The organism is Paenimyroides viscosum, assembly GCF_003858535.1.
Taxonomy (GTDB): domain Bacteria; phylum Bacteroidota; class Bacteroidia; order Flavobacteriales; family Flavobacteriaceae; genus Flavobacterium; species Flavobacterium viscosum.
The window spans coordinates 21,621-45,446 of sequence record NZ_RQTJ01000019.1 but is presented as its reverse complement, the minus strand read 5'-3'; the positions used below and the strand labels follow the sequence as shown (position 1 = coordinate 45,446).

The 23,826-nt window shown below is 38.2% G+C and carries 28 protein-coding genes; 8 read left to right on the top strand and 20 right to left on the bottom strand.

The window, feature by feature from the left end:
• Positions 1 to 111 precede the first annotated feature (111 nt).
• Genes EG242_RS09745 through EG242_RS09735 form a run of 3 tightly spaced genes read right to left on the bottom strand, consistent with a single transcriptional unit; the run spans position 112 to position 1,588 of the window.
• The gene (locus EG242_RS09745; RefSeq protein ID WP_203227699.1) at positions 112 to 495 is read right to left on the bottom strand and encodes an arsenate reductase/protein-tyrosine-phosphatase family protein; all 384 of its coding nucleotides are present in this window, start codon (positions 493 to 495) and stop codon (positions 112 to 114) included.
• Entirely contained in the window at positions 492 to 1,259 is a 768-nt protein-coding gene (gene arsH, locus EG242_RS09740; RefSeq protein ID WP_001239389.1) for an arsenical resistance protein ArsH, read from the bottom strand. Before arsH ends, EG242_RS09745 begins: the two co-directional genes overlap by 4 nt.
• Positions 1,256 to 1,588 carry an ArsR/SmtB family transcription factor gene (locus EG242_RS09735; RefSeq protein ID WP_000447876.1) on the bottom strand — a complete coding sequence of 111 codons (333 nt, stop codon included), beginning with the start codon at positions 1,586 to 1,588 and terminating at the stop codon, positions 1,256 to 1,258. The genes arsH and EG242_RS09735 overlap by 4 nt, the downstream gene beginning before the upstream one ends.
• A 147-nt stretch (positions 1,589 to 1,735) precedes the next feature.
• Between EG242_RS09735 and EG242_RS09730 the strand changes: the two genes are divergently transcribed.
• The 3 genes from EG242_RS09730 (at position 1,736) to EG242_RS09720 (ending at position 4,398) form a co-directional block, all read left to right on the top strand.
• Positions 1,736 to 2,473: a recombinase family protein gene (locus EG242_RS09730; RefSeq protein WP_001366550.1), complete on the top strand. Its 738-nt coding sequence runs from the start codon at positions 1,736 to 1,738 to the stop codon at positions 2,471 to 2,473.
• The gene (locus EG242_RS09725) at positions 2,470 to 2,694 is read left to right on the top strand and encodes a hypothetical protein (RefSeq protein ID WP_000743213.1); all 225 of its coding nucleotides are present in this window, start codon (positions 2,470 to 2,472) and stop codon (positions 2,692 to 2,694) included. Before EG242_RS09730 ends, EG242_RS09725 begins: the two co-directional genes overlap by 4 nt.
• A 210-nt stretch (positions 2,695 to 2,904) precedes the next feature.
• Positions 2,905 to 4,398: an IS91-like element ISCR2 family transposase gene (locus EG242_RS09720; protein WP_001120888.1), complete on the top strand. Its 1,494-nt coding sequence runs from the start codon at positions 2,905 to 2,907 to the stop codon at positions 4,396 to 4,398.
• Positions 4,399 to 4,573: 175 nt separating this feature from the next.
• Here EG242_RS09720 and EG242_RS09710 read toward each other — a convergent pair whose 3' ends face one another.
• The 6 genes from EG242_RS09710 to EG242_RS09685 all read right to left on the bottom strand — a co-directional run bounded on the left by EG242_RS09710 (position 4,574) and on the right by EG242_RS09685 (position 7,535).
• Positions 4,574 to 4,876: a phosphoglucosamine mutase gene (locus EG242_RS09710; protein ID WP_000251875.1), complete on the bottom strand. Its 303-nt coding sequence runs from the start codon at positions 4,874 to 4,876 to the stop codon at positions 4,574 to 4,576.
• An 86-nt stretch (positions 4,877 to 4,962) separates the two neighbouring features.
• Complete coding sequence (gene sul2 / locus EG242_RS09705; RefSeq protein WP_001043260.1) at positions 4,963 to 5,778, bottom strand: sulfonamide-resistant dihydropteroate synthase Sul2; 816 nt, start codon at positions 5,776 to 5,778, stop codon at positions 4,963 to 4,965.
• Positions 5,779 to 5,849: 71 nt separating this feature from the next.
• Complete coding sequence (locus EG242_RS09700) at positions 5,850 to 6,758, bottom strand: IS1595-like element ISBbi1 family transposase (RefSeq protein WP_005807145.1); 909 nt, start codon at positions 6,756 to 6,758, stop codon at positions 5,850 to 5,852.
• 36 nt (positions 6,759 to 6,794) lie between these two features.
• Positions 6,795 to 6,980: a zinc-ribbon domain-containing protein gene (locus EG242_RS15245; protein ID WP_124899691.1), complete on the bottom strand. Its 186-nt coding sequence runs from the start codon at positions 6,978 to 6,980 to the stop codon at positions 6,795 to 6,797.
• Positions 6,981 to 6,986: 6 nt separating this feature from the next.
• The gene (locus EG242_RS09690) at positions 6,987 to 7,217 is read right to left on the bottom strand and encodes a hypothetical protein (RefSeq protein WP_124899690.1); all 231 of its coding nucleotides are present in this window, start codon (positions 7,215 to 7,217) and stop codon (positions 6,987 to 6,989) included.
• A 99-nt stretch (positions 7,218 to 7,316) separates the two neighbouring features.
• Entirely contained in the window at positions 7,317 to 7,535 is a 219-nt protein-coding gene (locus EG242_RS09685) for a hypothetical protein (protein ID WP_124899689.1), read from the bottom strand.
• Between EG242_RS09685 and EG242_RS09680 the strand changes: the two genes are divergently transcribed.
• On the top strand, positions 7,536 to 8,429 hold the full coding sequence (locus tag EG242_RS09680) for a lytic transglycosylase domain-containing protein (protein ID WP_124899688.1): 894 nt from the start codon (positions 7,536 to 7,538) through the stop codon (positions 8,427 to 8,429).
• Between the two features lie 22 nt (positions 8,430 to 8,451).
• Here the strand turns inward: EG242_RS09680 and EG242_RS09675 are convergent, their stop codons facing one another.
• From EG242_RS09675 to EG242_RS09630, 10 genes are all read right to left on the bottom strand, one after another.
• Entirely contained in the window at positions 8,452 to 9,123 is a 672-nt protein-coding gene (locus tag EG242_RS09675; RefSeq protein WP_124899687.1) for a hypothetical protein, read from the bottom strand.
• A gap of 47 nt (positions 9,124 to 9,170) precedes the next feature.
• Positions 9,171 to 10,349: a hypothetical protein gene (locus EG242_RS09670; protein ID WP_124899686.1), complete on the bottom strand. Its 1,179-nt coding sequence runs from the start codon at positions 10,347 to 10,349 to the stop codon at positions 9,171 to 9,173.
• Between the two features lie 59 nt (positions 10,350 to 10,408).
• The gene (locus tag EG242_RS09665) at positions 10,409 to 10,957 is read right to left on the bottom strand and encodes a hypothetical protein (protein ID WP_124899685.1); all 549 of its coding nucleotides are present in this window, start codon (positions 10,955 to 10,957) and stop codon (positions 10,409 to 10,411) included.
• 10 nt (positions 10,958 to 10,967) lie between these two features.
• Complete coding sequence (locus EG242_RS09660; RefSeq protein WP_124899684.1) at positions 10,968 to 11,756, bottom strand: DUF4138 domain-containing protein; 789 nt, start codon at positions 11,754 to 11,756, stop codon at positions 10,968 to 10,970.
• On the bottom strand, positions 11,753 to 12,775 hold the full coding sequence (traM, locus tag EG242_RS09655; RefSeq protein WP_124899683.1) for a conjugative transposon protein TraM: 1,023 nt from the start codon (positions 12,773 to 12,775) through the stop codon (positions 11,753 to 11,755). Before traM ends, EG242_RS09660 begins: the two co-directional genes overlap by 4 nt.
• A complete protein-coding gene (locus EG242_RS09650; protein ID WP_124899682.1) occupies positions 12,776 to 13,411 on the bottom strand; it encodes a hypothetical protein in 636 nt (211 codons plus the stop codon).
• A gap of 1 nt (position 13,412) precedes the next feature.
• Complete coding sequence (locus EG242_RS09645; RefSeq protein ID WP_124899681.1) at positions 13,413 to 14,213, bottom strand: hypothetical protein; 801 nt, start codon at positions 14,211 to 14,213, stop codon at positions 13,413 to 13,415.
• Positions 14,214 to 14,723, bottom strand: a complete 510-nt coding sequence (locus EG242_RS09640; RefSeq protein ID WP_124899680.1) for a hypothetical protein — start codon at positions 14,721 to 14,723, stop codon at positions 14,214 to 14,216. It abuts the gene before it with no gap.
• A gap of 15 nt (positions 14,724 to 14,738) precedes the next feature.
• Complete coding sequence (locus EG242_RS09635) at positions 14,739 to 17,177, bottom strand: TraG family conjugative transposon ATPase (RefSeq protein ID WP_124899679.1); 2,439 nt, start codon at positions 17,175 to 17,177, stop codon at positions 14,739 to 14,741.
• A 247-nt stretch (positions 17,178 to 17,424) separates the two neighbouring features.
• Positions 17,425 to 17,715, bottom strand: a complete 291-nt coding sequence (locus EG242_RS09630; protein WP_124899678.1) for a hypothetical protein — start codon at positions 17,713 to 17,715, stop codon at positions 17,425 to 17,427.
• A 347-nt stretch (positions 17,716 to 18,062) separates the two neighbouring features.
• Here EG242_RS09630 and EG242_RS09625 point away from each other — a divergent pair, with 347 nt between their 5' ends.
• The 4 genes from EG242_RS09625 (at position 18,063) to EG242_RS09610 (ending at position 21,780) form a co-directional block, all read left to right on the top strand.
• Positions 18,063 to 18,521 (top strand): hypothetical protein, encoded by a 459-nt coding sequence (locus EG242_RS09625; RefSeq protein WP_124899677.1) that lies wholly within the window; start codon positions 18,063 to 18,065, stop codon positions 18,519 to 18,521.
• A 540-nt stretch (positions 18,522 to 19,061) separates the two neighbouring features.
• Positions 19,062 to 19,715 carry a hypothetical protein gene (locus EG242_RS09620; RefSeq protein ID WP_124899676.1) on the top strand — a complete coding sequence of 218 codons (654 nt, stop codon included), beginning with the start codon at positions 19,062 to 19,064 and terminating at the stop codon, positions 19,713 to 19,715.
• A 396-nt stretch (positions 19,716 to 20,111) separates the two neighbouring features.
• A complete protein-coding gene (locus EG242_RS09615; RefSeq protein ID WP_124899675.1) occupies positions 20,112 to 21,026 on the top strand; it encodes a hypothetical protein in 915 nt (304 codons plus the stop codon).
• A 25-nt stretch (positions 21,027 to 21,051) separates the two neighbouring features.
• Positions 21,052 to 21,780, top strand: coding sequence for a hypothetical protein (locus tag EG242_RS09610; RefSeq protein ID WP_124899674.1), 729 nt, complete (start codon positions 21,052 to 21,054; stop codon positions 21,778 to 21,780).
• A 429-nt stretch (positions 21,781 to 22,209) separates the two neighbouring features.
• Here EG242_RS09610 and EG242_RS09605 read toward each other — a convergent pair whose 3' ends face one another.
• Positions 22,210 to 23,826, bottom strand: coding sequence for a type IV secretory system conjugative DNA transfer family protein (locus EG242_RS09605; RefSeq protein WP_124899673.1), 1,617 nt, complete (start codon positions 23,824 to 23,826; stop codon positions 22,210 to 22,212).

The following is a 23,826-nucleotide window of genomic DNA, read 5'->3' as shown; positions in this document are numbered from 1 at the left end:
TTAATAAATACTAAGGTACTAAATCATCGCAGCGAAAGCTACCGGAGGTTTAGTTCAACATCGGCTTAGCAAAATGCGGGGTTAAGTGCAAAATTGAAATTTAATGCTTCCTTATTCGCAAAAGCTGTTTTGCTTTTGTTTTTTTATTAAATTTACCAAAAGCCACAGCTTTTGCTTCGTTCGGTTCTGAATTGAACTTTCGCTCAATTCAAGCCCGCACTTCGCCAAGCCGCGGCTCGATGTGATGAAGTCCATCTTCGGTGCGTCGGGCGTGGCGTACTCGTCCCAGCTCTTGCTGCGCAGATTCTCGGTCGGGTAATTCACCGACTCCACCTTTTCGACGGCGAAGGGATTGACCTTGCCGGTTGGGTGACTGCCGGCGCTGTAGGCGCGGAAGCGCCCTTGCCCCATCGTGTTGATGAGAGCTTCGGCCATGATGCTGCGCGCCGAATTGCCGGTGCAGAGGATGAGGACGTTATAGATTCTTTCGGTCATGATGTTTCGCTTTCTGGTAGTGGCTGGGGAGCAATGGCGATGGATGAAAGATCGGTGGCCTCGTCGATGACGTGGCCGGCCGCTTTCCGTTCGGAATAGCGGTCTGTCAGTGCTTCACGGTGCGGCCGTACCAGCGCCGTGAAGCGCACCAGTTCTTCCATCACATCGGCTATTCGGTCGTAGTACGGCGAGGGCTTCATGCGGCCCGCCGCGTCGAACTCTTGGAACGCTTTGGCGATACTCGACTGGTTCGGAATGGTGAACATTCGCATCCAGCGGCCGAGCAGACGCAAGGTGTTCACGGCGTTGAAGCTCTGCGAGCCGCCGGATACCTGCATCACGGCCAGGGTGCGGCCTTGGGTCGGCCGGATGCCGGCCATTTCAAGCGGCAGATGGTCAATCTGCGCCTTCATGACACTGGTAATCTGACCGTGGCGTTCCGGGCTGCACCAGACTTGTCCCTCTGACCACTCGGACAGGGCGCGCAGCTCCTTGACGGCCGGGTGATCGTCGCTTTGCACTTGATCGGGCAACGGCAAATCGGACGGGTCGAAGATGCGTGTTTCTGCGCCAAAGAATTGCAGCAGCCGGGCCGCTTCCTCGACGGCCAGCCGTGAGAACGAGCGGGCGCGCAGCGAGCCATACAGCAGCAGGATACGCACCGGCGGGGCGTCGGGTGCCAGCCCGAGCGCCGGGCGCTCGATGGCAAAGGATTTGTCCAAAGCGGGCAAAGAATCGGGGTCGGAAAGATGGCGAAGTCTCATGCCAACACCTTCCCGGCTTCCGTGGTGCAAGACAGGTTGCACACCTGGCCGCCGCAGCAGTTTTCCGTGAGAAAGGCCACCAGGTTAGTGGCCGTCGAAAAGTTCGCCTCGTAGATCACAAATCGGCCTTCTTGCCGCGACGTGACCATGCCGGCGTGTGCCAGCTCTTTCAGGTGGAAGGATAGCGAAGACGGCGGGATGCCGGCCGCTTCGCTGATTTTTCCGGCGGCCATGCCGGCGGGGCCGGCCTGGACGAGAAGCCGGAACACCGCGAGGCGCGATTCTTGAGCGATGGCCGCCAGGGCGGCTACAGCATTTATCGTTTCCATGTTTCAATAATAGTCGAAATATGGAGTGTGCTCAATAGCTCATTTAAGCTGTAAAAATGAGCTAGGCGCATTTAGATCGATATGTGATAAATTGGCCTGCCAGTTTAAGATGGGTGCATTTGAGTATGCCCAAAGGAGCCCGCAAGTATGCGCAGGACGAAGCCAGTAGCCGCGCCGATGGTGGCGCGGGTCTATCTGCGCGTCAGCACCGACGCGCAGGACTTGGAACGCCAAGAGGCGATCACTACGGCCGCGAAGGCCGCCGGCTACTACGTCGCCGGCATCTACCGTGAGAAGGCATCCGGCGCACGCGCCGACCGGCCTGAGCTGCTGCGCATGATCGGCGACCTACAGCCCGGCGAGGTGGTCATTGCCGAGAAGATCGACCGCATCAGCCGCCTACCTTTGCCCGAGGCCGAGCGCCTGGTGGCCTCGATACAGGCCAAAGGCGCACGCCTGGCCGTCCCTGGCGTGGTCGATCTATCCGACCTGGCGGCCGAGGCCCAGGGCGTCGCCAAGATCGTGCTGGAAGCCGTGCAGATCATGCTTTTTCGCCTGGCCTTGCAGATGGCCCGCGACGACTACGAGGACAGGCGCGAACGCCAGCGCCAAGGCATTGAGTTGGCCCGCCAGGCCGGGCGGTACAAGGGCCGCCGTGCTGATCCGAAGCGCCGCGCCCAAGTTGTCGCGCTGCGCAAGTCCGGCTACAGCATCAACAAGACCGCCGAGCTGGCCGGGTACAGTGCGGCCCAGGTGAAACGGATATGGGCCGAGGTCAGCCAGGCCGAAGCGAAGCAGCACGGCGCGTTCGTGGAGGACGCATTGACGGAAGCCGATGCCCTGGCCGCTGTCGGCCAGGATGAGCGCCAGGAGGAAAGGGCATGAAGAAGCCGAACCAAGACGACGAGCCGTTTTTCATCACCGAGGAGATTGCGGCCGAAATGATCGCCGGCGGCTATGAGTTCGAGCTGCCGCCCATTCCTTGCACCATCCGCCTACGCGACGTGCTGGAGCGCATGACCGATGCTGAGCTAGCATTGCAGCCGGGCGAGATCGCCGACCAGGAGCGTGAACGCTGCCGGCGCAAGCCGTGTTCAACCTCATGATCTGGTCATGGTATTTTTCATGGCACTGAGCCTGATAGTTCTTGCAAATTGTTGTCACTAAAGGGTTTTGTGTGCTTGTTTACAATCGAGTGGGAGTGACGGGCACTGGCTGGCAATGTCTAGCAACGGCAGGCATTTCGGCTGAGGGTAAAAGAACTTTCCGCTAAGCGATAGACTGTATGTAAACACAGTATTGCAAGGACGCGGAACATGCCTCATGTGGCGGCCAGGACGGCCAGCCGGGATCGGGATACTGGTCGTTACCAGAGCCACCGACCCGAGCAAACCCTTCTCTATCAGATCGTTGACGAGTATTACCCGGCATTCGCTGCGCTTATGGCAGAGCAGGGAAAGGAATTGCCGGGCTATGTGCAACGGGAATTTGAAGAATTTCTCCAATGCGGGCGGCTGGAGCATGGCTTTCTACGGGTTCGCTGCGAGTCTTGCCACGCCGAGCACCTGGTCGCTTTCAGCTGTAAGCGTCGCGGTTTCTGCCCGAGCTGTGGGGCGCGGCGGATGGCCGAAAGTGCCGCCTTGCTGGTTGATGAAGTACTGCCTGAACAACCCATGCGTCAGTGGGTGTTGAGCTTCCCGTTTCAGCTGCGTTTCCTGTTTGCCAGCCGGCCCGAGATCATGGGGTGGGTGCTGGGCATCGTTTACCGCGTCATTGCCACGCACCTGGTCAAGAAAGCGGGCCATACCCACCAAGTGGCCAAGACGGGCGCGGTCACCCTGATCCAGCGTTTTGGATCGGCGCTCAATCTGAATGTTCACTTCCACATGCTGTTTCTCGACGGTGTGTATGTCGAGCAATCCCACGGCTCAGCGCGTTTCCGCTGGGTCAAGGCGCCGACCAGCCCAGAGCTCACCCAGCTGACGCACACCATCGCCCACCGGGTGGGTCGCTATCTGGAACGGCAAGGCCTGCTGGAACGGGATGTCGAAAACAGCTATCTGGCCTCGGATGCGGTGGATGACGACCCGATGACACCCCTGCTGGGGCACTCGATCACTTACCGTATCGCTGTCGGTTCACAGGCGGGGCGAAAGGTGTTCACTTTGCAAACTCTGCCGACCAGTGGTGATCCGTTCGGTGACGGGATTGGCAAGGTAGCCGGGTCCAGCCTGCACGCCGGCGTGGCGGCCAGGGCCGATGAACGCAAGAAGCTCGAACGGCTGTGCCGGTACATCAGCCGCCCGGCGGTATCCGAGAAGCGGCTGTCGTTAACACGAGGCGGCAACGTGCGCTACCAGCTCAAGACGCCGTACCGGGACGGCACCACGCACGTCATTTTCGAACCATTGGATTTCATTGCAAGGCTGGCCGCCCTGGTACCGAAGCCCAGAGTCAACCTAACCCGCTTCCACGGGGTGTTCGCACCCAACAGTCGGCACCGGGCGTTGGTCACGCCGGCAAAACGGGGCAGGGGCAACAAGGTCAGGGTGGCTGATGAACCGGCAACACCAGCACAACGGCGAGCGTCGATGACATGGGCGCAACGGCTCAAGCGTGTTTTCAATATCGACATCGAGACCTGCAGCGGCTGCGGCGGCGCCATGAAAGTCATCGCCTGCATTGAAGACCCTATAGTGATCAAGCAGATCCTTGATCACCTGAAGCACAAAGCCGAAACCAGCGGGACCAGGGCGTTACCCGAAAGCCGGGCGCCACCGGCTGAGCTGCTCCTGGGTCTGTTTGACTGACGAGCCTGAAGGCCAACGATACCAATCAAAATGCTGCGTTCACAGCGCCGCGGCAGGGATCCGCCGTGCTGGTTGTCGGAAAAGGAGCCGCTAGTGGGAAAGAGGAGGGTAAATTTTCAGCGTTGCTGGCTCCCCGTCAGCCGGATTGGGTTGCATCGCAGGGGTGTCGAAAGAGTCAACTGCGGTCCAAAGCTGTTGGACTTGGGTGAAAAGGGCGTTTATTCTTCCTATACGTTGTCGGCAGCGGGCCAAAAAGGAATACGTCCATGCCCATCGAGGTGAAACCGGCTGTGAGCGCGGGTTCAAGCATATAGCCCGACAGGCGCGTATCCTTGCCGATCACGACACGATGGCGGTGGTCACCGCGACGAAAGACACGGCCAGCCGCCATGCCGACGCGCAAGGCGGTTTCCGCCGTCATCGCGCCTTCGTTGGCTTTGCCACGAATACCGTCTGTGCCGAAATATTTGCGCACCATAAGGTCGATTATCCTGTCGTCGGGTCGCCCTCAAAGGGGACATGCCTGCTGAACCGCGAATATAGAGAAATATCCCGAATGTGCAGTTAACGAATTCTTGCGGTTTCTTTCAGCGCCGCCAATACCGCCAGCCCGTCGCGCAAGGGGCGCGGCTCGTGTGTGCGGATGAAGTCAGCTCCACCTGCGGCGGCGGCAAGCTCTGCAGCGAGTGTCGCGGCCCCGACATCCCCCGGACCACGGCCTGTGAGCGCGCGCAGAAAGGATTTGCGCGAAACAGACAGAAGCACCGGCAAATCGAAGCGCAGCCGCAATTCATCGAACCGCGCCAGCACCGAGAGCGAGGTTTCGGGAGCAGCCCCCAGAAAAAACCCCATGCCGGGATCAAGGACAAGGCGGTTGCGTTTGATACCGGCACCCGTCAGCGCCGCGATGCGCGCGTCAAAGAACGCCGCAATGTGATCCATGATGTCGCCAGCGGGTGCCTCGCGCCGATCTGCCTGCCCGTCTTGCACCGAATGCATAACGACGAGTTTGGCAGATGATTTCGCCAATTGCGGATAGAACGCAGCGTCTGGAAAACCGCGAATATCATTGAGATAGGCCACACCACGCGACAAGGCATAGGCTTGCGTCGCGGGTTGATAACTGTCGAGCGAGACGGGAATGCCATCTGCCTTGAGCGCGTCCAGCACCGGCGCGATACGCGCGATTTCTGTGTCGGACGAAACAGGCGCGGCGTCGGGATTGCTGGATGCCGGACCGAGGTCGATCACATCTGCCCCCTCGGCCATCAGCTTACGCGCCTGCGCAATGGCTGCGTCTGGCGCCAGATACCGGCCTCCATCGGAGAAACTGTCCGAGGTTATGTTGACGATGCCGAAAATGATGAGCGATTTATTCATGGGGGCTTCTATAATAATACCTAAAATCCGCAGGTAGTTAATTAGGATGTTTAAAGATTCTGATTATCCGTTTATGCACCTGTTATATTCGCAATTACTAGTCTGTCAAAGAGTTTGTCTCCAAAATACCGTCTGTTTAATTTGTAAATAAACTCGTTGAGATACAACTGTAAGTATTTCCTTTTGATTTTATGGTAGTTGCCCAGCAATGTCCGTTTTGCATTACTGATTGCGATATGCACCCATTTGAGTGTTTCCTTGGTGGTTTTGGCGTCTGATTTCTCGGTGACGTGCAATTCCACCAGATCGGAGATGTCAACGTAAGAAGTGCTTTTGTCCGAAAATACGATGGCATCATCCTCCATGCAGTCCCTGACCACGCCGTTGATTCCTTCACTTTGATGGCTATCCAGTACCCTGGCCTTGAAATAACGCACATGCTTCTCCTTTTTGCCCGTTTCGATATCTTCCAACGGGGTGCTTTCGGCCATCACCGCAACGTTCTGCTTTCCCTCGGCTCCCCGGCCACGTGTACCCTTGCCTCGCTCGATTTCCTTACTGGCCACCGAAAAGTAACCCTCATCCAGTTCTATCATCCCTTCCAGTGTATACCTTGCATCCCGGTTGCCCATCGCCCTGCGGAGTTTGTGTACCATCGCCCATACCGGTTCGTAACGCTTCAATCCTAATTGCTTCTGGAGTTCGTTGGTGGAGAATCCCTTTTTTGTGCAACTCATCAGGAACATCGTTTTGTACCACACCAGAAACGGCAGCTTGGAGCTCTCCATGATCGTACCGCTGCGCAACGAGGTGCGGAAACGGCAACCTTTGCATTCATAACTCCATTTACCCTGTAACCAATAATGGGAAGTGCCCCCGCATCGCTTGCAGACAACCCCTTCCTTATCACGCTGCTCCTTGAAATGCAAACGACAATCTTCCTCCGAACCGAAATGAGCCGTAAAACTGAATATGTTCATAATCCCTGCTTTTTGAGCGCTAATATACTAAAAATATTAGGTGTGTTTGCGGAGAATCAGAAATATTATAAATAGAAAGCAACCAAAATTCATAGACTTTAGAAAAAGTCCTTCTTTTGATTTTACAGCTGGTTTAATTCTCCGCAATGGATAGCCACAATTGGGACAAGTATTAGCTTTATCAGAAATTTTATGGTTACATTCTTTGCATGAAATAAGCATAAATTTTTAGTTTTTACTTTTCTTCTTTTTATAAAAATCTAAATTAATATTCCAATTTTTCTTTTCTTCATCGCTCATTCCCATAAAATAATTATTGAAAATAAAATAAGCTCCAATTAACCCAAATACAAAATAGATAATGTTTTGTACAAGGGATGGTATATCCAAAAAGGATAAAGCCAACAAACTAATTAATAAAAAAATGGTAATTAAAAATATAAAAGGCTTTCCTTTCATACGAGAAAAATTGATTAATTATTTAAAATATAAATATAACATATTCCTCAATATAGACTCTTTTTTTTAACACCTCAAAATGAAAATTATTATATTTGATTATTCGGTTTCAGGTGACTTTTCAGTAAGAGTAATTTGATAATCAATAAATTCATTCACATCAAACCCATGTTGTCGAAGTACTTTTAAATATTGAATAAAAAGATGTTCATTCATTCGGCTATCCATATAGGCTATAGTCTTGTGGTGGCAACCGATTATTTCAGAAATCCGTTTTTGGGTTAATTTATTTTGCTTTCTAAACTTGTTAATTTCCATATGAAAAAGATTATTTTCATCATATACGTTTTAATAATCCCCTCAGTTAAAAGCTTCTCGCAATTACAAGACACCATTTTTTTAAAAAATGACAACAAATTTCTTAATAGTATACAACTAAGCGAAAATATAAACAATAATATTAATTTATCACTAAATAACTATAAAGAATATTTTTATTATTTAAATAACAAAACTTCTCTAGATATTGAATATAACGATGTTACCTATTATTATGTAAAAAAATACCTGTCTTATAAATGGTTACCTAAAATAATAGGGCTGTCAACCTATTATTTCCCTTTATTTGAGTCCAAATTAGCACAATATAATCTTCCTCCTGAATTAAAATATTTAGCCATTGTAGAGTCAAACTTAAACCCACGAGCGATATCTTCAGCAGGGGCGAAGGGGATTTGGCAATTTATGCCAGCTACAGGCAAACAATATGGTTTATACCAGGATAAATATGTCGATTTGTTTTATGATCCAGTAGCATCAACCGATGCAGCTGCACGCTACTTAAAATATTTGCACGACAAATTTGGAGATTGGAATTTAGCCATCTCGGCTTATAATGCCGGACCCGCACGAATAGAAAATTTAATCAAAAAGCATAAAACAAAAAACTATTGGAAATTACGTCCTTATATGCCCAAGGAAACCCAAGCATATGTGCCTACTTTTATAGCTATAAACTATATATTTAATTTCTATAAGCAGCACCAACTAAAGCCAATATATTTTAAGTACACGTTTTTTGATTTTCAAATTGTACGAAACGAGAGGCAACAAAAAATAATAGCTGACCCTCTTTTCAAGTTTGCTAATCCGCATTTGTTACATACACATATTCCTGAAGGAGTACATTATTACAAAATCAAAGAGCGGTAAAAGCGCCCTTTGATTTTAATAATTAATTTAACCAGTATGTCTTTACGTAATTAAAGTTGTAATCGACTTCGTGACCGTCAGAAAAAATAAAAGAAAAACTATTAGATCCATAATTTTGATCTTTTAGCCCTAACTCAAATGTAGATAATAAATCAGTTCGTTGAAAAATAGTAGTTGAAGAGTTTAAGATTGAATTATTTTCATCAATAGAAAATTCATACGGTTGTGCACTTAATACTACTAATTGGACTTTATTTACTGAATATGAATTACCATCGGTTGTTTCATAATATATTTTACCATTAGAGTATTGTGGTGATCTTTGTATCAAATTATTCACAAATACATACGGCTGACCATTTGATTCAATAGTGTAAAAATCTTTTATTGAAAAAGCACTATGTTCAGGTAAAGAAACAATTGCTTGAGTTCTTCCATATTCATTAGGAGTTAATGTCACATTATCATTTATGTGATATTGAAAATTACCACTTACTGTACTGCCATTTAGCTTGATTTCTCCATCAAAATCAATATTCATAATTACAGATTGAACATCTGTTGCCGAATAAAATGTAAAATCAACAGGGATTTCATTTTTATCAAGAGACACGAATGAACTTTCAATTTGTAAAGCAGAAATACCATCTTCATTTCTTACAAATTGTTCATCTTCATTACACGATATAAGCATAAATGCAGTTGAGACAAATAAGATTAACTTTTTCATATATAATTATTTTAATTTAATGATCCGTTTAAATACACGTTTATATTATAATTTTTAGTTTTCTCGTTTCCATTACTACTAACTACTTTAAAAGTTACTGTACCAGAACCCCATATTGTTGAAGATTGAGCAACAAAATTCGCATCTAATATGACGTAATTTGAACCTTCTTCCAATATATAATGACCTTGCCAATTTGTATCCAATGGATCGGTATTTTGATTTCCATTAGAACTTCCCCCATAATATTTAAGAAGGGTATTAGGTGTTCGAATACATTCTAAATAAAATGTTTCGTCTGGGTCATATTTTTGTAGGTTTATTTTTATGTATTTATCAGTTCTTCCACCAGTTCTAGTAAAATGATAAGGACTAGAATTCCAATTACCTACTACATAAAACTCTAATAAATCACTGGTATTTGTAGCTACAGAAGAACTAGTTCCCCACGTAAAATTCACATCAAAAACTTTATACTTTAAATCAACAATCAATCCTTTAGTAACCTCATTGTTTTGTTGATCCATAGCAATAACATTTATAGGCTGTACACCATAACTATCATCTTTATATTTAATTGTAAATACACCTGAACCATATGGAATAACAGTAGAGTTTGTAATAGGATTTCCATTTACAGATAAAATAGCATTACTATGAAACTTTACACCTGTAATAGTATTTTCGGGAACTAAATTCTGCACTTTTATTACCGTATTTTGTCTTTTTACATACGGTATAACGTTATCAGGTAAAGGATTCTGCTGATCATCTAAAAGACTCACTTCAAAATCTAACTCAAGATTAGCCACACCGAAAGATTTGGTCTGAGTTACTTCATATCCTTGGCTATTTTTCATAGTAACAGTCAAGGTTTTAGCAGAAGAATTGTTGTTAGAATTAAATGTTAGGTTAAGCTTACCTTGCGACAGATCGCTATAATTCAGCCAAGTATCATTTGTAAGCAATGTTTCACCGTTTTTAACCTGTGCATCCATAACCGAAAATTTGAATTTATAATCCGGATTAGGGTTTTCAATCTCTCCCGATTCTAATGGATGAATAGTAATATCAAAAGGAATATTACTTACCGAATTACTCTCACCAGTAATAACAATTTCAAACGGAAATTTATAATCAGAATTTCCACCGATAAGATTCTCCTCATCTGAGCAGCTTATAAGAAGCACGCAACAAACGAATAATTTTAAAATCTTTTTCATAGCATAAAAAGTTTAAATGTGTTAGACTAAAAGTTTATTTTGATACCTACTTGCCCAAAAATGATTTCTTTATCAATAGTAGACTTAAAGATGTTTTGATATTTTAACCCTCCAGTGAATGAGAGCGCTGGAAAAAGAACAAACTCTAATTCTGTACCTCCATATGCACCAAAATTATTTCGGTTGTATGAAGGCATCGCTCCTTCAGGAAGATCAAAATTTTTAAGATCTTCATTACTATAAATTCCACCGATATAAAGCTGAAGATAAAAGGGATGTGGTATTACTTTTTCAAGCGAATAGGTAGCTGCAATACCAACTCTTTTACTATTAAAATTCCCTTGGTATTTTGTTGCACCAAAAAATGCAAGGCTATAATCTTGTTTCAAAAGGTCTAAATCGGCTCGCATTCCAAAAAATTTATTTCCAATAAGCTTTTGAACGTTAATATTGTAGTTTGTTCCACTATTTACAAAGCCATAATTAAGCCCTAAGCTGTATTGACCTGCATAATGTGTTTGAGCAAAAGTTGTTGCATAGAAAAGTCCGAAAAGGAACAATAAAATATTTTTCATAGTTTGTTTTTTAATTGTAATAGCGTGCGTTATCAATTAATGATGCTAAAATTTTGAAACTTAAATTTCTATCTCCGTTTTTCTCTGTTAATTCAAAAAGAAGCTGTTTATCATCCCCCACAGAAAATTTATCGAACATAAAAACTATATTATTTTTTCCCTTAGGAAGTACTTTTAAATCAGGAGTTACATTTAGAATATTCACATCAACCGTTTGCTCACTGGTAGCGATACCCTTGGAGTTAGTGATATAAAACTTAAAGGCATTTACATCGTAATTTATATTGCTATTGTTATCAATTCGCATTAAAACATACATCTTATTGCTATTGACATAAATCCCATTTAAAATAACCTTGATGTTTTTATAAGATGAGATATTACGGCTTTTGATATACCCGGATTCATTCAAAAGCTTTTGGCTTATGTTGGAACTACTTACTGGTAATGAAGTAGCGTTGGATTGTGATTCCTTCATTATATCGCTTGCACCAATTCGAACGGTAAGATCTGTTGGATCCTCATGGTATTGTAATAGAAAATTGTACGTTTTATTATCAACCGTTTTTACAAATAAGTTGGTTTCTTGAACATTGGGTTCTAAAAACTGTATGAACAAAATATCATCTACTTGTCTAATTCCGACTTTATCATGGATAGATACTGAGTTTTGATAAAAATCAACTTTCGAAGGGAATTGTACCGTAATGAATTTATCTGTTGATGCTTTTAAGACTTGTACCTGTGCATTTACTTCTAATCCAATGAAGAATAATGCGATTGTAAATAACTTTATCATTTTTGAATTAATAAGACTTTTTGATTATCAATAAATTTCACTGAAGATTCTTTAACTTTATTTGATACTACGCTACCAACTACACTTCCAGCTTTACCTAAAATACCACCACTTCTTGCTACATCATCAACAGCACTATTTCTTCCTTGTTTTAGACTTTCATCTAAAGAGATAGGAATTCCTTTTAAACCATCATTACTGTAAACCACTAGATTAACAGGCACGATCGATCCATTAATATTAGCTGTTTCTATGGTAATTTCAGCACGGTATTGATTAAAACGGACGATACCAAATAATGACGTATTGCGAGGAATTTTCACGCCATTAATGACACCATCTGCATTGGTTTGAAACCGTAAAGTTTGTCCGTTTTTAACCTCTTGTGTGCCTCTAACAACTGCTTGAATCGTACCATTACCTACTTGTTTGCCATTCTCGAACAGATCTTTTTTTGATTGTTCTACGGCAACGATATTGTTCATATAAGTTTCAGTAGTCTGAACTGTAGTGCGTTGTTCAATTTGCTGTACTCTGTTTTCAACGTAATTAGCTGATGAATACCCAATGTTACTATTTTGAGGTTCTTCTACTTGCCACATGGATGAATTTCCGTATCGGTTGTAATTCGAAGTTTGGGCAGGAGCAGTATTATCCACTTGCTGATGAATTGGCTCATAATCAGAATTCATATTTGTTTCCGATTTATTCTGATTGAAATACTCTATATTATCTTCTATATCATCCGACTTTTTTCTTGCAAAAAATTGAGTCATGCGCTGATTTGGATCAGCCTTAACGGTATCAAATTTTTGTAAAGCTTGTAGCCTTGTTTCGTATTGTTCTTTTTCTGAAGATAAAGGAACATCTATAGTATTCACTTCCTTATTGGATGAATCTTTAGTACCCACGAAAGAAAAGCCAATACCAATTACACCTATTGAAATAATTCCAAAAATGGTATAAACAATGTATTTACGTTTATCTTCTTCACTTAAATTCTTAAAATCCCAATTCATCTATTCCATTTCTTTTAACTGTTCAACATCTTGAATTAAAACCTTATTTTCTTCCACATAATCAACTATCAAAAGTCCGTAAGGATTGTATGGATAATTAATTGACACATCAATCATATTCAACTTAATTTGAATATTGTAAACCTGCCTTTGCCCTGTATTAATAATTTGTATCTGAGAAATAAATCGCAACGTATATTTTCCGTTTTCTTCTGACCATTTCATGGTTTCAGGAAGCACTTTTGCGTGTTGAATAATATTGTATTGCAGCAACTGATTATAATAGCCGGCATTCTCTTTATTCTTAAAAATCCGTATTACATGATTGTCTAACAACCAGGATAATTTTTCTTTCTTTTCTTTGTAATTAAAGGCGTCGATATCGTAAGCGTAATTCACGAACAAATCAGCATTTGCCATTACTTGTCTAATACGGTCTTTCTTTTGATCAATCAGCGTTAAAGGAATCATTTGACCTTTACTATCTATTGCATACACATGATTGCGACTATGAAGATAGGTTTGATAGCTAAAGTATGCTGATGACACAACAGAAACCAACGTAATTACAGCCATAACGTATACGGCTACATTGTTTCTTTTTAGTTTATAAAATATGTTTTCTCCTACTTTCATACTAATTGAATAAATTATCTACTAATCGTTTGGTACCACTAAACAGTTTAATTTTCAAGAAAAATGATATACCTAAACCTGCGATATAGAGCAATAATCTCTTAGTTAAATTAGCAGGATCATCAGGGTTTACGCTTTGAATTTGCGAGGTATGTGTCATTACTAAATTCGACAAATGAAATATGGCCATATACGGTATGGGCAATATTAAAATCCCTACATATTTTTTTATCCAACGGTAAAAAAAATCTTTTGTTCCATCTAACTGTGAAAAGACAATAGCTAAGGGAAAAACGAACCTCATAATCTGAATTAAAAAAACTCGTTCTATCAAATAAAACCCGTACACCAAATTATCCAACACCCATAACAAGCAATAAATCGAATAGAATATGACGATGATACAATTGGCAACAAACGAATCAATAAAGACATTAATACAGTCAAACCCCGAACATCCGTCTTGTAACATTTGCAATTCAAGCATTGCATTAGTAAATACTTCCGTATTAAAAGGAACGGTTTTGGTGGTTATAGAATCATCAATTTGAGCAAATATGTTTTCAATCATATCGATAATCCAGTCGGCTGAAATAATAATCATACCCGCACCTAAAACCTCCATAAACCCACCTAATCGCGGTTCTTCATGATCCATATTCTGAAAGTACTTGCCTAAATATTTTAACCCTAATAAAGCAATCGCAAATGCTTTAAAACCAGTAATAGTGTAGTTTAAAATATCTTCACTTTCAATGGATTGTCGAATGCTATTTATGAATGAAAAATCAAATGCGTCCATCTACAAATTTTTAAGGATGTACAGCTTACTTTTTATTTTTCTTGCATTAGATGATATTGTCTGATTCTCTTTTTCAAGCATATCAATACGTTCTTTGTCGCTCATATTAAAAAACCCGGACGAAGTAATTTTGTTAATCATCTTTGCCGAATTATTAATGGCTGTTAGCGAATTAGAAACTGAATTCAATGTGGATTTAGCAGTAGAAGCATTTTTAATATTCTTTATCAGCTTTTCAACCTGTTGAGCATTTTTTATAGCTTCTTGCTGTCGATCGATCATATCAGAGATAAGTTGTAACTGTCCGATATATGAATTCACCTTTTCAATTTTTTCCACGTTCGATTTCACCAATTCGTAATTGTCCATCGATACCTGTAAACTCTTCAATCCGTCTGCAATCTGCTCCCCTAATAAAATATCGGTGGCAGGAGCTTCAGTAACGGTAATCATTTGTGCATTACTACTTATACCAACTAATAATGCAACGAGTAAAAAAATTCTTTTCATAGCTTATTTTTTACATTATTTATTACTAATCATTTTTGCAATTGCTTTCTCCATATCTCCATATTCCTGGTAATAATTCATCAATTCTTGATTCTTGCTACCTTCTGTTTGATATGCCCAAAACACTTCCTGAGGTGTTTCTAATCGATAAACACCATGAACGTTTCCACGCATAATAAAGACCTCCGAATAAGGTTGTTCCGCAGAAAAATTACTTTGTATAGATACTAATTGATTATACGCATGATCAGATAGATGAAAACGTTTTTGAATTTCACGGTAATCCTTAGCATTAAGAACATATAACATTTGAGTATTTTCAATAATTGATCGGGCTGTGGTATTTTCAGGTAATTGGGTAATTGATTGTAGAACAATACCAATAGCCGAGTTTTGTTTACGTACCGCCTGAAAGAAGTATTCCACTTTATTTAAAATTCCATCGAATTTTAATTGTTTAGCGAATTCATCAAAAAAGATATATCCTCGTGTTGATTTATCCTTCCAAATAATATCCTCAATAGTAATCCCGATTAGCTGAAGCATAATGGTAAGCAAAAGTTCATTATCCTTTATTTCATCTAATTCAAAAACGATAATTCGTTTGTCGGCTAATGATTGAATAATTGTATCTTCATCTTCTCGATAAAGGAATTCATACAATCCATTTTTTCTAAAATCAGACAACAAGAAGAGGAACTCTCTTAAATCAAAATAATCTGTATCAATTTCTAGAGTAGATAAAAGATTATCCTTTGAATTTTCAACAAAATCAACAAAATTCAAAAAGGAAAAATAGGTATCATTATTTCTACTTTTTGTTAGATAATAATGCTCTATAATTTTTTTTAGAGCTGTACTTTCTTTTTGACTAGGAACACTATCTCTTCTATAATGCGTTTGCACGAACAGCGTTAATTCTTCAATCTTTTTAGACGTTATTTCTCCCTCTATTAAAAAAGGATTAATCCCTAAGCTTTGTCCTTCTTGATAGGTAATATAAGCTGTGTCCGAATAAAGGGCAGATAGCTTTTTATAAGATCCTCCTAAATCAATAATTACGGTTTTACTGTTATTCTGCTCATTAAAATTTCTAAAAATATGATTCGCTAAAAACGACTTTCCATAACCCGTAGGAGCAACAATAAAGAAGTTTCGGGCGTTCATATATTTTTTGTTTTCATCCCAGGTGTCCACGCGTACAGGAATGTTAGAATTAAAGCGAGAGTTGAATAAAATTCCCTCTTTATCGCTCTTATAATTCGTGGTATTATTGAATAACGAAACAGCTAAATCTAAATTTGCACGATAAGTTTGACGGTTTGAAAAATATTGCGCAAATAAAGGGAATGAGTAATTAAACGTAGCATTTAAATAATTCGAAATAGGCAAATATGCTTTGATATCCAGCTCCCGGCACTTTTGAATAATTTGATTCGAACGCATTTTTAAATCTTCCATATTCGATGCCATTGCAATAATGTTATTATGGCCACGAATAATTTGCACATGATCTCGCTCGTTGATTACATCTTCTATAATTAATTTGGTTTGATCAAATCCAATTTTGTTCTCATTGGAAAATCTTTGAGATTTCTCCAGTTGTTCATTTCGTTTTTCTAAATCACGAGTATGCTTTTTACTATCATCTATAAAAATGATTTGATTATACACGTGATCAAAGTTTAGATCGAACCCAAAAATGTCTCCATTACTTTGATAGAATTTATAATTTGCCGTAGAGAAGTCTTTATCTAATTTATATGAATTGATAGCATCAGGCATTTGTTTCTCATCATTAATACAAACGGTTGCCAAAAATTTATCACCTATCTGAATATGGTCTTTTTCAAAAATTCGATCTGTAATTACATCATTAGTAAAACCATTGAAGAAGAAATCTTCATACGCCATAGTTTCCTCAAAAGTGAAGGGCTGAATACAGAACGCATTACCACTATTTAGTTTTTGATTAATCAAAAAGGAAACGGTATTCTCAACAGCATCAATAAAACTTCTGATTTTATCATCATACTGAGTAAATTTCTTTTTAGTTAGCCGCTTAAAAGGATTTTGAATTTTATCATTGAAAAACGTATCGATACTTGATTGTACAAAGAATAGATTGCACGAATGTTCTAAATATGGTCGATTATTAAAATAGCTTTTAGTAGATCTCTGCAAAAAGTTAGTATCAGACCAAGCATGCGTACTCAAATTACGTTGAGCATACATATCTTGCTTACAAATTATGGTATTTGTGGGAAGATATTTAAAGGCTTTATGCCAAAAATCATTCATAGCTTCAAGATCATCTTCTCCCAAAGAATATTTCTCAGGCAAATCAATATGATATGCCATAGCAAACACTCCATTGGCTGCCCAGATTTTATTTTGATCTATAGCTAATGTAGTATCATTCGTATTTCGATATTTTGTTTGGTAATTTTTCATCTGATACACTTGAAAACAATCCTTTATTAGAAAGAAGGGAAACACAAACCAAATAAGAGACTCCTATTATTAGTAATAAAACAATAAGTTTAGGGATGGAAACTCCGGTTGTTAATGTCATTAATGAGCATATAACAACAATTATAAAGACCATAAAAGCCTTTACATTCATACCCCAAATAGAAGGTTCTTTTCTAAAGTGTTTATAATTCTTAATCTTTCTCATAGCCAGAAAGTATTTTTTAAATTATAAACTTGTGGAACCTACATACTGATATAAACTAACAATAACCCCTACGATAACACAGTAAAGAACAATGTTAAAAACGCCCTTTTTCCAATCGCCACCCTCTTTGGTAAAATGGCCTAAATTAACTAAGGCAACAACTACAAATAGAATACAGGCAACAATAGGAAATATTGATGAAATTTGTTGCTTAAGATTGTTTGCAGGTGTCTGTAAATCAAGGTTCTGAGCAATAGAACTCTGTGCGATAGCAAAGGTCGCTATCGACATATAAATTAATTTCTTTTTCATGGATTTTCTTTTTCAAAACCCAAGTTATAAATTTTTTACTAACTATAAACTCCTTTATATGTTAATTTTAAATTTTAACATTTGACGCGATTTTAATATATTTATATATACATATATTTTTATATATAAAAAAGCAACATTCTTATTGCAATGAAAGGATATGATTTCATTAGAATTTGAGATATAAATAATAATTCCTAAATGTTAAAAAAATCATTATATTTGAAATGTATATAAAACAAAAACACTAAAAACATTCGCATATCTTACTATATGGGTATGAAATAGAGTAGAATGTTTTGCTTATATATAAGTTATGTGCAACCTTTCCAAGGCAACCGCTTAAAATGAATTTAATTAAACAATTAAAAAGCCTTCCAAATTTTCAGAAATATACAATTTGTATAAGTCTGATTATTTTATGTATTTCTTTATCGCAACCCGCTTTTTATATTGACAGAGATGAAAATCCAGCAGCTTGGGCAAATAGTTTAATGCTTTTCTTTTTTGGTTGGACTTTTCCGTTAGGTGGTGGAATTACAGGTTTTTTTTTTTGGTGTGCAAATCCAATTTATATATTGTCAATAATTCAAATTATTAGAAAGAAAAACGTTGGAATTATACTTTCAATAATTGCATCGATAATTGCATTTAGTTTTTCATTAATGGAAGAAATAACAGCAAGTTCATCTGGAAGTCTTTCGAAAATAACTTCATTAGAATTAGGTTATAAACTTTGGTTAACTAGTATTTTGACATTATCAATTGGAACGTTAATATCATTAATAAAAAATATGAAAAAATAAAGGCAGCAGATAATAACTAAGCTTTAGCTTCGCTCTGTCACTTCGGTCGAGTCGTCTTGTGTGGAAGACATGAAACCTTTAGGTTCACCGAATACAAAAACTAATAGAATGTATGAGGTAGATGAATTAATAATCACTGAATACTAAAACAAATAATAAACCATGAAGTAAAGCCTGTTGAACGAAATGTAAATTCAACGAATGCCAAAACAAATCAAATAGATGAGTTAAACCGAAGGAAGTTAACATTAATGCAAAACTTTAGTAGTACAATATTGTACGCTAATATTTTCTTCTGTTAATTAAGAAAATACTGTACTAGTATTAATTTATACTTTACACTGTTTTTTTTATATCTTCACAAAAAAATAACCTTCGCATATACGCCTTCAGTTATATTATTGCGAAGTGCAGCTCAAGTATTCTTAACTACTGACTTTAAAGGGTTTTACAATAAATTTTAACATTTGAATAAAAAGTGTAACTTCGCATATATATATATGTTGTACGCAAGCTTTCTAAACTTCATGCCAAAAACCAATGGAAATAATCTTATCGCTAATTGGAGGTTTTTTAATCGGATATTTAACTTCCTATTTTAAAGAAAAAGGAAAAAACAAAGCAATAATTGAAGATACCTCACAAATAACAGAAGAAAAGGAAAAAGTTACTTCAAAATACGGTCTAGAAACAACTAGACGTAAAATTCAATATGAAACTAAAAGTAACGCTTATATGAAATATTTTACTCTTTTAGACGAACAATCACAAGTTGGAAATTTAGAAGCGCAACAAGAATTTCTCCCTGTTCTCACAAAATTCAATACAGATTATTTATGTAACGTTGGCGATACAGAAAAAGAGTTAAAAGCTGCCTCAGAATTTTCTAATTCTATTCAAGCAATTATGATGAAATCTCAAGAAAGATATTTTAAGTTCAAAAATGAAACAAATTCTTTAAAATTAATAGCTGGTGATAGCGTACTAACTCTTTTAGATGAAATGGATCGTTTATCACAATTATCATTCGATGTATCTGCACAAATGATGAAAGATTTAGCTAAACAAATCATTGAAAAAGATATGACATCAATGAATGAACAAAAAAATCTTATAGAAAATTTAGCTGCACAAACTCTTGAAATAAAAGAAAAACTTGTTACTGAAATAAGAAGAGAACTTTCTGAAATATAAATAAGCCAGCGTATAATAACTAAGCTTTAGCTTCGCTCTGTCCCTTCGGTCGAGTCGTCTTGTCTGGAAGACAAGAGATGAAAGTCCGTTGAACGGAACCGGAGTAGCTTATTACGTATTATGGAGTTTTCGAAGTGCAGCTTTAAGATATACGAGCAGTAATTTTATAATTACTGCTTTTTTTTGTGACTAAAATTGTCCACTTTTTGCTGATGATTTACATCTTATTTATTAAATACCTTTTATCAAGATGTTAAAAGAATACTTATATTTGAAATATATAAAGCGAAACAAAGATTAAAAACATTCGCATATCTTGCTATATGGGTATGAAATAGAATAGAATGTTTCGTTTACTTTATAAGTTATGGGCAATTACAAAAAAACGCATCGAAAATGAAACCTCTCTTTCCACTAAAAAATTGGGCTATAAATAATTTGATTGAATTTAAAGAAGGAAAATCAATATATGAATTCACTTCTTATTTTAGTAGAAAGGAAACAGATGATTTATATGGTTGGGAAAAAGAAAATTTAGAATTTCAAATTAATCACATATTAAATTTGTTTAAAAACTTAAAAGAAGAAACAAATCAAATAATTCATACAAGTAATCAATTAACTATAACTACATTTTTTGAGGAATTAAAAGACAATATTTCTGAAAATAGTCTTTCAGAAGTGAATAAAGACGAAATTATTGAAACAGTCAAACAATGGAATGCTATTAAATATAAAGAATTTCTAAAGGAAGTAAATAAAAAAGAAACTGAATATTTTGAAAAACCAGAAAGAACAAAATATTCACATTTAGAAAAGTATAATGAAACAGCATATAGTTTTCTTACAATGCAATTAGAAACATACACAAAGGAGAACAAAAACTTCTATTGCGTTGAAACAAAGCCTGAACTTATTGATTCAAAATACTTAGATAAATATTTTGATATCTTGGAAAGACTAACTATTGAGTTTAATGACTCTATTTCTAAAGAATTAAAACTATATGAACAAGGCAAATTATTGAGCAATTCCAAAAAGGAATCTTTATACGATAACGTTTTAAATAAATTAAAAAACAATAAAATGGTTGTCGGAATATTAATAGGTATTCTAATTTACGGAGGAATATCATCAATAATAAAAAACACAAAAGAGAACTATGATAATCTTTATGGTAAGGATGGTATGATTAAAAAAGAAAATAATAACTCTTCTAATAAACATTTAACAAGACCTACTCCAATGATAAATAAAAAGACAAAATCTGATGCTGTAAAACAAATAGACAGTCTAAAAAATAATAAATAACTGCCCATAACACACTACAAAATTGATGAATAGAAAAGTTTATATAATTAAAGGCTACTCAAAAACAGAAAGAGAAAGAACCATTGACAGACAATTTTGTGAGTGGTTTTCGGAGTTTTTTAAAAGTACAGCAGGCGGAGGTTATTACATCAATGAAATAGAATATATGGATGAACCTACTCACATAGAATTAAAAGAGAAATTATCATCTGAAAAATTAGACTACGGAATCATAGTATATATTGGTCATGGTGCAAATCAAAATGACAATCAACTATTTGAATTAAATGAAAATGAAATAGTAAAAGCGGGACAATTTATATTAAATTGTGATAAACAAATTATTATACTTGAAAGTTGTAGAGTTCTAGCACAATCAGTGCCAATAGTTGATTTGGCTGATAAAATTCCAGCGTTTGAAAATGGTGGAATTTTCAGAAATCCATTAACTATAGAAGAATCCAGAGAGATTTATGAAAGTCATATAAAAAGATGTCAAAATGGTTTAATGGTTTGTTATGCTTGTAAACTAGGAGAAGAAGCATACAATTTCATATTTTCCAAAATGTTTTTACAACATGCAATGAATTGGCATCTTGATTCTTCAAGACATTGTGCAATTTTACCAGCAGACGAATTAATGAGATTAGTACTTCCAAGTACATTTGTTAAAGCAAGTGACGAATTCGGTGTAAATCAATGGCCAGTGAGTGATGGAAGTACCAATTTTCCAATAGCTGTAAGTAAATTTTAAATAACTGTCCATAATAGCTAAGCTTTCGTCTTGTCTGAAAGACAAGAGATGAAAGCCCGTTGAACGCAACCTTAGGAAGCTTAAATTTTTGATACTCAGTATGATTTTGAAATGAGAAACTCCGCAATTTCTAATTTGAAATATATTTTAAAAACATTACACGAAAGAGAAATACAACGCAAGGCGGAGCAAACAAAATTCATTGAAAATATAATACGTAAAGCAAATCAGGATAAATAATACTGCAGCTAATAACTAAGCTTTCGTCTTGTCTGGAAGACAAGAGATAAATTGAAAATCACTGAATACTAAAACAAATAATAAACCATGAAGTAAAGCCCGTTGAACCCTTCGGCACGCTATTAGATTTGTATTTAGTTTTAAGATATACAAGCAGTAATTTTACGATTACTGCTTTTTTGCTCCCTCTTAAAACAACGTCCTCACATCATCAAATATCTTTTGAAAATGCAATTCTAAATCTTCCTTAGAAACCGTTCGTACTCGGTTTAAATGAGGTTTATTAATAGCTGCCTTCTTGAATTGTATCACTTGTGATTTGCCACCACTAATAAATGCAAATTGCCCTACTTTAAATTGCGTAAATTCATACGCCCGGACTTTAGAAACTTCTCTTTGGGAAATGGTTCGAGAATTAGTAGAACCAAACAAGTCTGATCCTCCTTTTAAGTTTTTAGAAACTTGCTTTTCCTTAACGAGTTCAAAGTACTGCTCATTAAATTTCGCTGTATCTGGATCATTTGATTTACCCAAAATCTGAGTTCCTAAATTGGAGGTAATCTCTCGAAAATCATCACGCCCATATTGTACGTAACCTTGTGAAATATCTTGGATAGCATACACGGTACTTACACCAAAACTTCTCATGGTAGCAGGAATTTTTGCCATGTTCAGTAATTTAACCGTAGGTGCTTCATCTAATAAAACAAAACTTTGCTTTCTATTTCTCTGCATCATCTGCGAAGTTGTGGTTTGTAATATAGCCGCCAAAAGTGGCGTTAAAGCGGTCGCATTTTTAGGTTCATTGATAACCGACAGTACAATATCAATCTCAGGATCGTTGACATTCAAATCAATTTCATTCCCAGATAAAATATAAAAGGCTTCAAGATTGACAATCTTTCGCAACAAAGAAGCTAATGAAGCTAATACGGCAGCTGTTTGTCGGGTTGATTGTATTCCCATTAAAAAGGCAGATGCCTGACTCATAACTCTTGGGTCGGTTTTTAACCAATCTACTAATGGTTTGAAAGGTTGTGGATTATCTTCATCCTGTGCATTCAATAACTCTTCTAAACTTAAAAAAAACGCTACTGCATGTGGTAAAGTACACATATCTGGGTGATACGTGCGAAGTTTCAAAATAATAGCCGCAAATAGCCCGGCACCGGCTGAATAAAAGAAATCCTCCTTTTCATCCTTGCCTTTCAGATTCACTAAAATAGATTTTGAAATATTTTCAATATCTACTTCATTTTCGATATATTGTGGAGCAATAGGATTGATCCGATAAGAATAATCTACATTGTGTAACGCAATTGGTTTTAAACGATCGCCAAAAAGTCCGAAAGCAATTTCAGAAAGTTCTCCATTTTTATAATCATAGATTACTCCTGTAAATTGATGTTCAGCGAAATGTTTCATTAAATAATAAATAGGACTTTCTGTTTTTCCAGATCCTGCACCTGCCACGATAAACACTCCTGTATTCACATTAGGAATAAAAATATTTTTTCGATTTGCAGGAAAATGAACTTCTCTAGGGTTTGGTTCTTTTGGTTTTGATTTAAAGAATGAAGTCAATAATCCTATAATAAAAGGCGGTACTAATAATAAAGCGATAAACAGATTATTTCCTTTAAAAAAATAAAAGTATAGACTTATAATTCCAATAGTAATTAAGATTCCAATAATCCGATTTATCATCCCTTTACGAAAAAGAAAAATAAAACCCAGTAATGAAAATGCAATCATTACTAAAACGATTAATTTGTTTTCGGTAGTTAATTCAGTAAATAAATTCAT

What these genes read in the sequence shown, in the direction of transcription:
- EG242_RS09745 (WP_203227699.1), bottom strand. Translation starts at nt 495, where the DNA reads ATGACCGAAAGAATCTATAACGTCCTCATCCTCTGCACCGGCAATTCG.
- arsH (WP_001239389.1), bottom strand. Translation starts at nt 1,259, where the DNA reads ATGAGACTTCGCCATCTTTCCGACCCCGATTCTTTGCCCGCTTTGGAC.
- EG242_RS09735 (WP_000447876.1), bottom strand. Translation starts at nt 1,588, where the DNA reads ATGGAAACGATAAATGCTGTAGCCGCCCTGGCGGCCATCGCTCAAGAA.
- EG242_RS09730 (WP_001366550.1), top strand. Translation starts at nt 1,736, where the DNA reads ATGCGCAGGACGAAGCCAGTAGCCGCGCCGATGGTGGCGCGGGTCTAT.
- EG242_RS09725 (WP_000743213.1), top strand. Translation starts at nt 2,470, where the DNA reads ATGAAGAAGCCGAACCAAGACGACGAGCCGTTTTTCATCACCGAGGAG.
- EG242_RS09720 (WP_001120888.1), top strand. Translation starts at nt 2,905, where the DNA reads ATGCCTCATGTGGCGGCCAGGACGGCCAGCCGGGATCGGGATACTGGT.
- EG242_RS09710 (WP_000251875.1), bottom strand. Translation starts at nt 4,876, where the DNA reads ATGGTGCGCAAATATTTCGGCACAGACGGTATTCGTGGCAAAGCCAAC.
- sul2 (WP_001043260.1), bottom strand. Translation starts at nt 5,778, where the DNA reads ATGAATAAATCGCTCATCATTTTCGGCATCGTCAACATAACCTCGGAC.
- EG242_RS09700 (WP_005807145.1), bottom strand. Translation starts at nt 6,758, where the DNA reads ATGAACATATTCAGTTTTACGGCTCATTTCGGTTCGGAGGAAGATTGT.
- EG242_RS15245 (WP_124899691.1), bottom strand. Translation starts at nt 6,980, where the DNA reads ATGCTTATTTCATGCAAAGAATGTAACCATAAAATTTCTGATAAAGCT.
- EG242_RS09690 (WP_124899690.1), bottom strand. Translation starts at nt 7,217, where the DNA reads ATGAAAGGAAAGCCTTTTATATTTTTAATTACCATTTTTTTATTAATT.
- EG242_RS09685 (WP_124899689.1), bottom strand. Translation starts at nt 7,535, where the DNA reads ATGGAAATTAACAAGTTTAGAAAGCAAAATAAATTAACCCAAAAACGG.
- EG242_RS09680 (WP_124899688.1), top strand. Translation starts at nt 7,536, where the DNA reads ATGAAAAAGATTATTTTCATCATATACGTTTTAATAATCCCCTCAGTT.
- EG242_RS09675 (WP_124899687.1), bottom strand. Translation starts at nt 9,123, where the DNA reads ATGCTTATATCGTGTAATGAAGATGAACAATTTGTAAGAAATGAAGAT.
- EG242_RS09665 (WP_124899685.1), bottom strand. Translation starts at nt 10,957, where the DNA reads ATGAAAAATATTTTATTGTTCCTTTTCGGACTTTTCTATGCAACAACT.
- EG242_RS09660 (WP_124899684.1), bottom strand. Translation starts at nt 11,756, where the DNA reads ATGATAAAGTTATTTACAATCGCATTATTCTTCATTGGATTAGAAGTA.
- traM (WP_124899683.1), bottom strand. Translation starts at nt 12,775, where the DNA reads ATGAATTGGGATTTTAAGAATTTAAGTGAAGAAGATAAACGTAAATAC.
- EG242_RS09650 (WP_124899682.1), bottom strand. Translation starts at nt 13,411, where the DNA reads ATGAAAGTAGGAGAAAACATATTTTATAAACTAAAAAGAAACAATGTA.
- EG242_RS09645 (WP_124899681.1), bottom strand. Translation starts at nt 14,213, where the DNA reads ATGGACGCATTTGATTTTTCATTCATAAATAGCATTCGACAATCCATT.
- EG242_RS09640 (WP_124899680.1), bottom strand. Translation starts at nt 14,723, where the DNA reads ATGAAAAGAATTTTTTTACTCGTTGCATTATTAGTTGGTATAAGTAGT.
- EG242_RS09635 (WP_124899679.1), bottom strand. Translation starts at nt 17,177, where the DNA reads ATGAAAAATTACCAAACAAAATATCGAAATACGAATGATACTACATTA.
- EG242_RS09630 (WP_124899678.1), bottom strand. Translation starts at nt 17,715, where the DNA reads ATGAAAAAGAAATTAATTTATATGTCGATAGCGACCTTTGCTATCGCA.
- EG242_RS09625 (WP_124899677.1), top strand. Translation starts at nt 18,063, where the DNA reads ATGAATTTAATTAAACAATTAAAAAGCCTTCCAAATTTTCAGAAATAT.
- EG242_RS09620 (WP_124899676.1), top strand. Translation starts at nt 19,062, where the DNA reads ATGGAAATAATCTTATCGCTAATTGGAGGTTTTTTAATCGGATATTTA.
- EG242_RS09615 (WP_124899675.1), top strand. Translation starts at nt 20,112, where the DNA reads ATGAAACCTCTCTTTCCACTAAAAAATTGGGCTATAAATAATTTGATT.
- EG242_RS09610 (WP_124899674.1), top strand. Translation starts at nt 21,052, where the DNA reads ATGAATAGAAAAGTTTATATAATTAAAGGCTACTCAAAAACAGAAAGA.
- EG242_RS09605 (WP_124899673.1), bottom strand. Translation starts at nt 23,826, where the DNA reads ATGAATTTATTTACTGAATTAACTACCGAAAACAAATTAATCGTTTTA.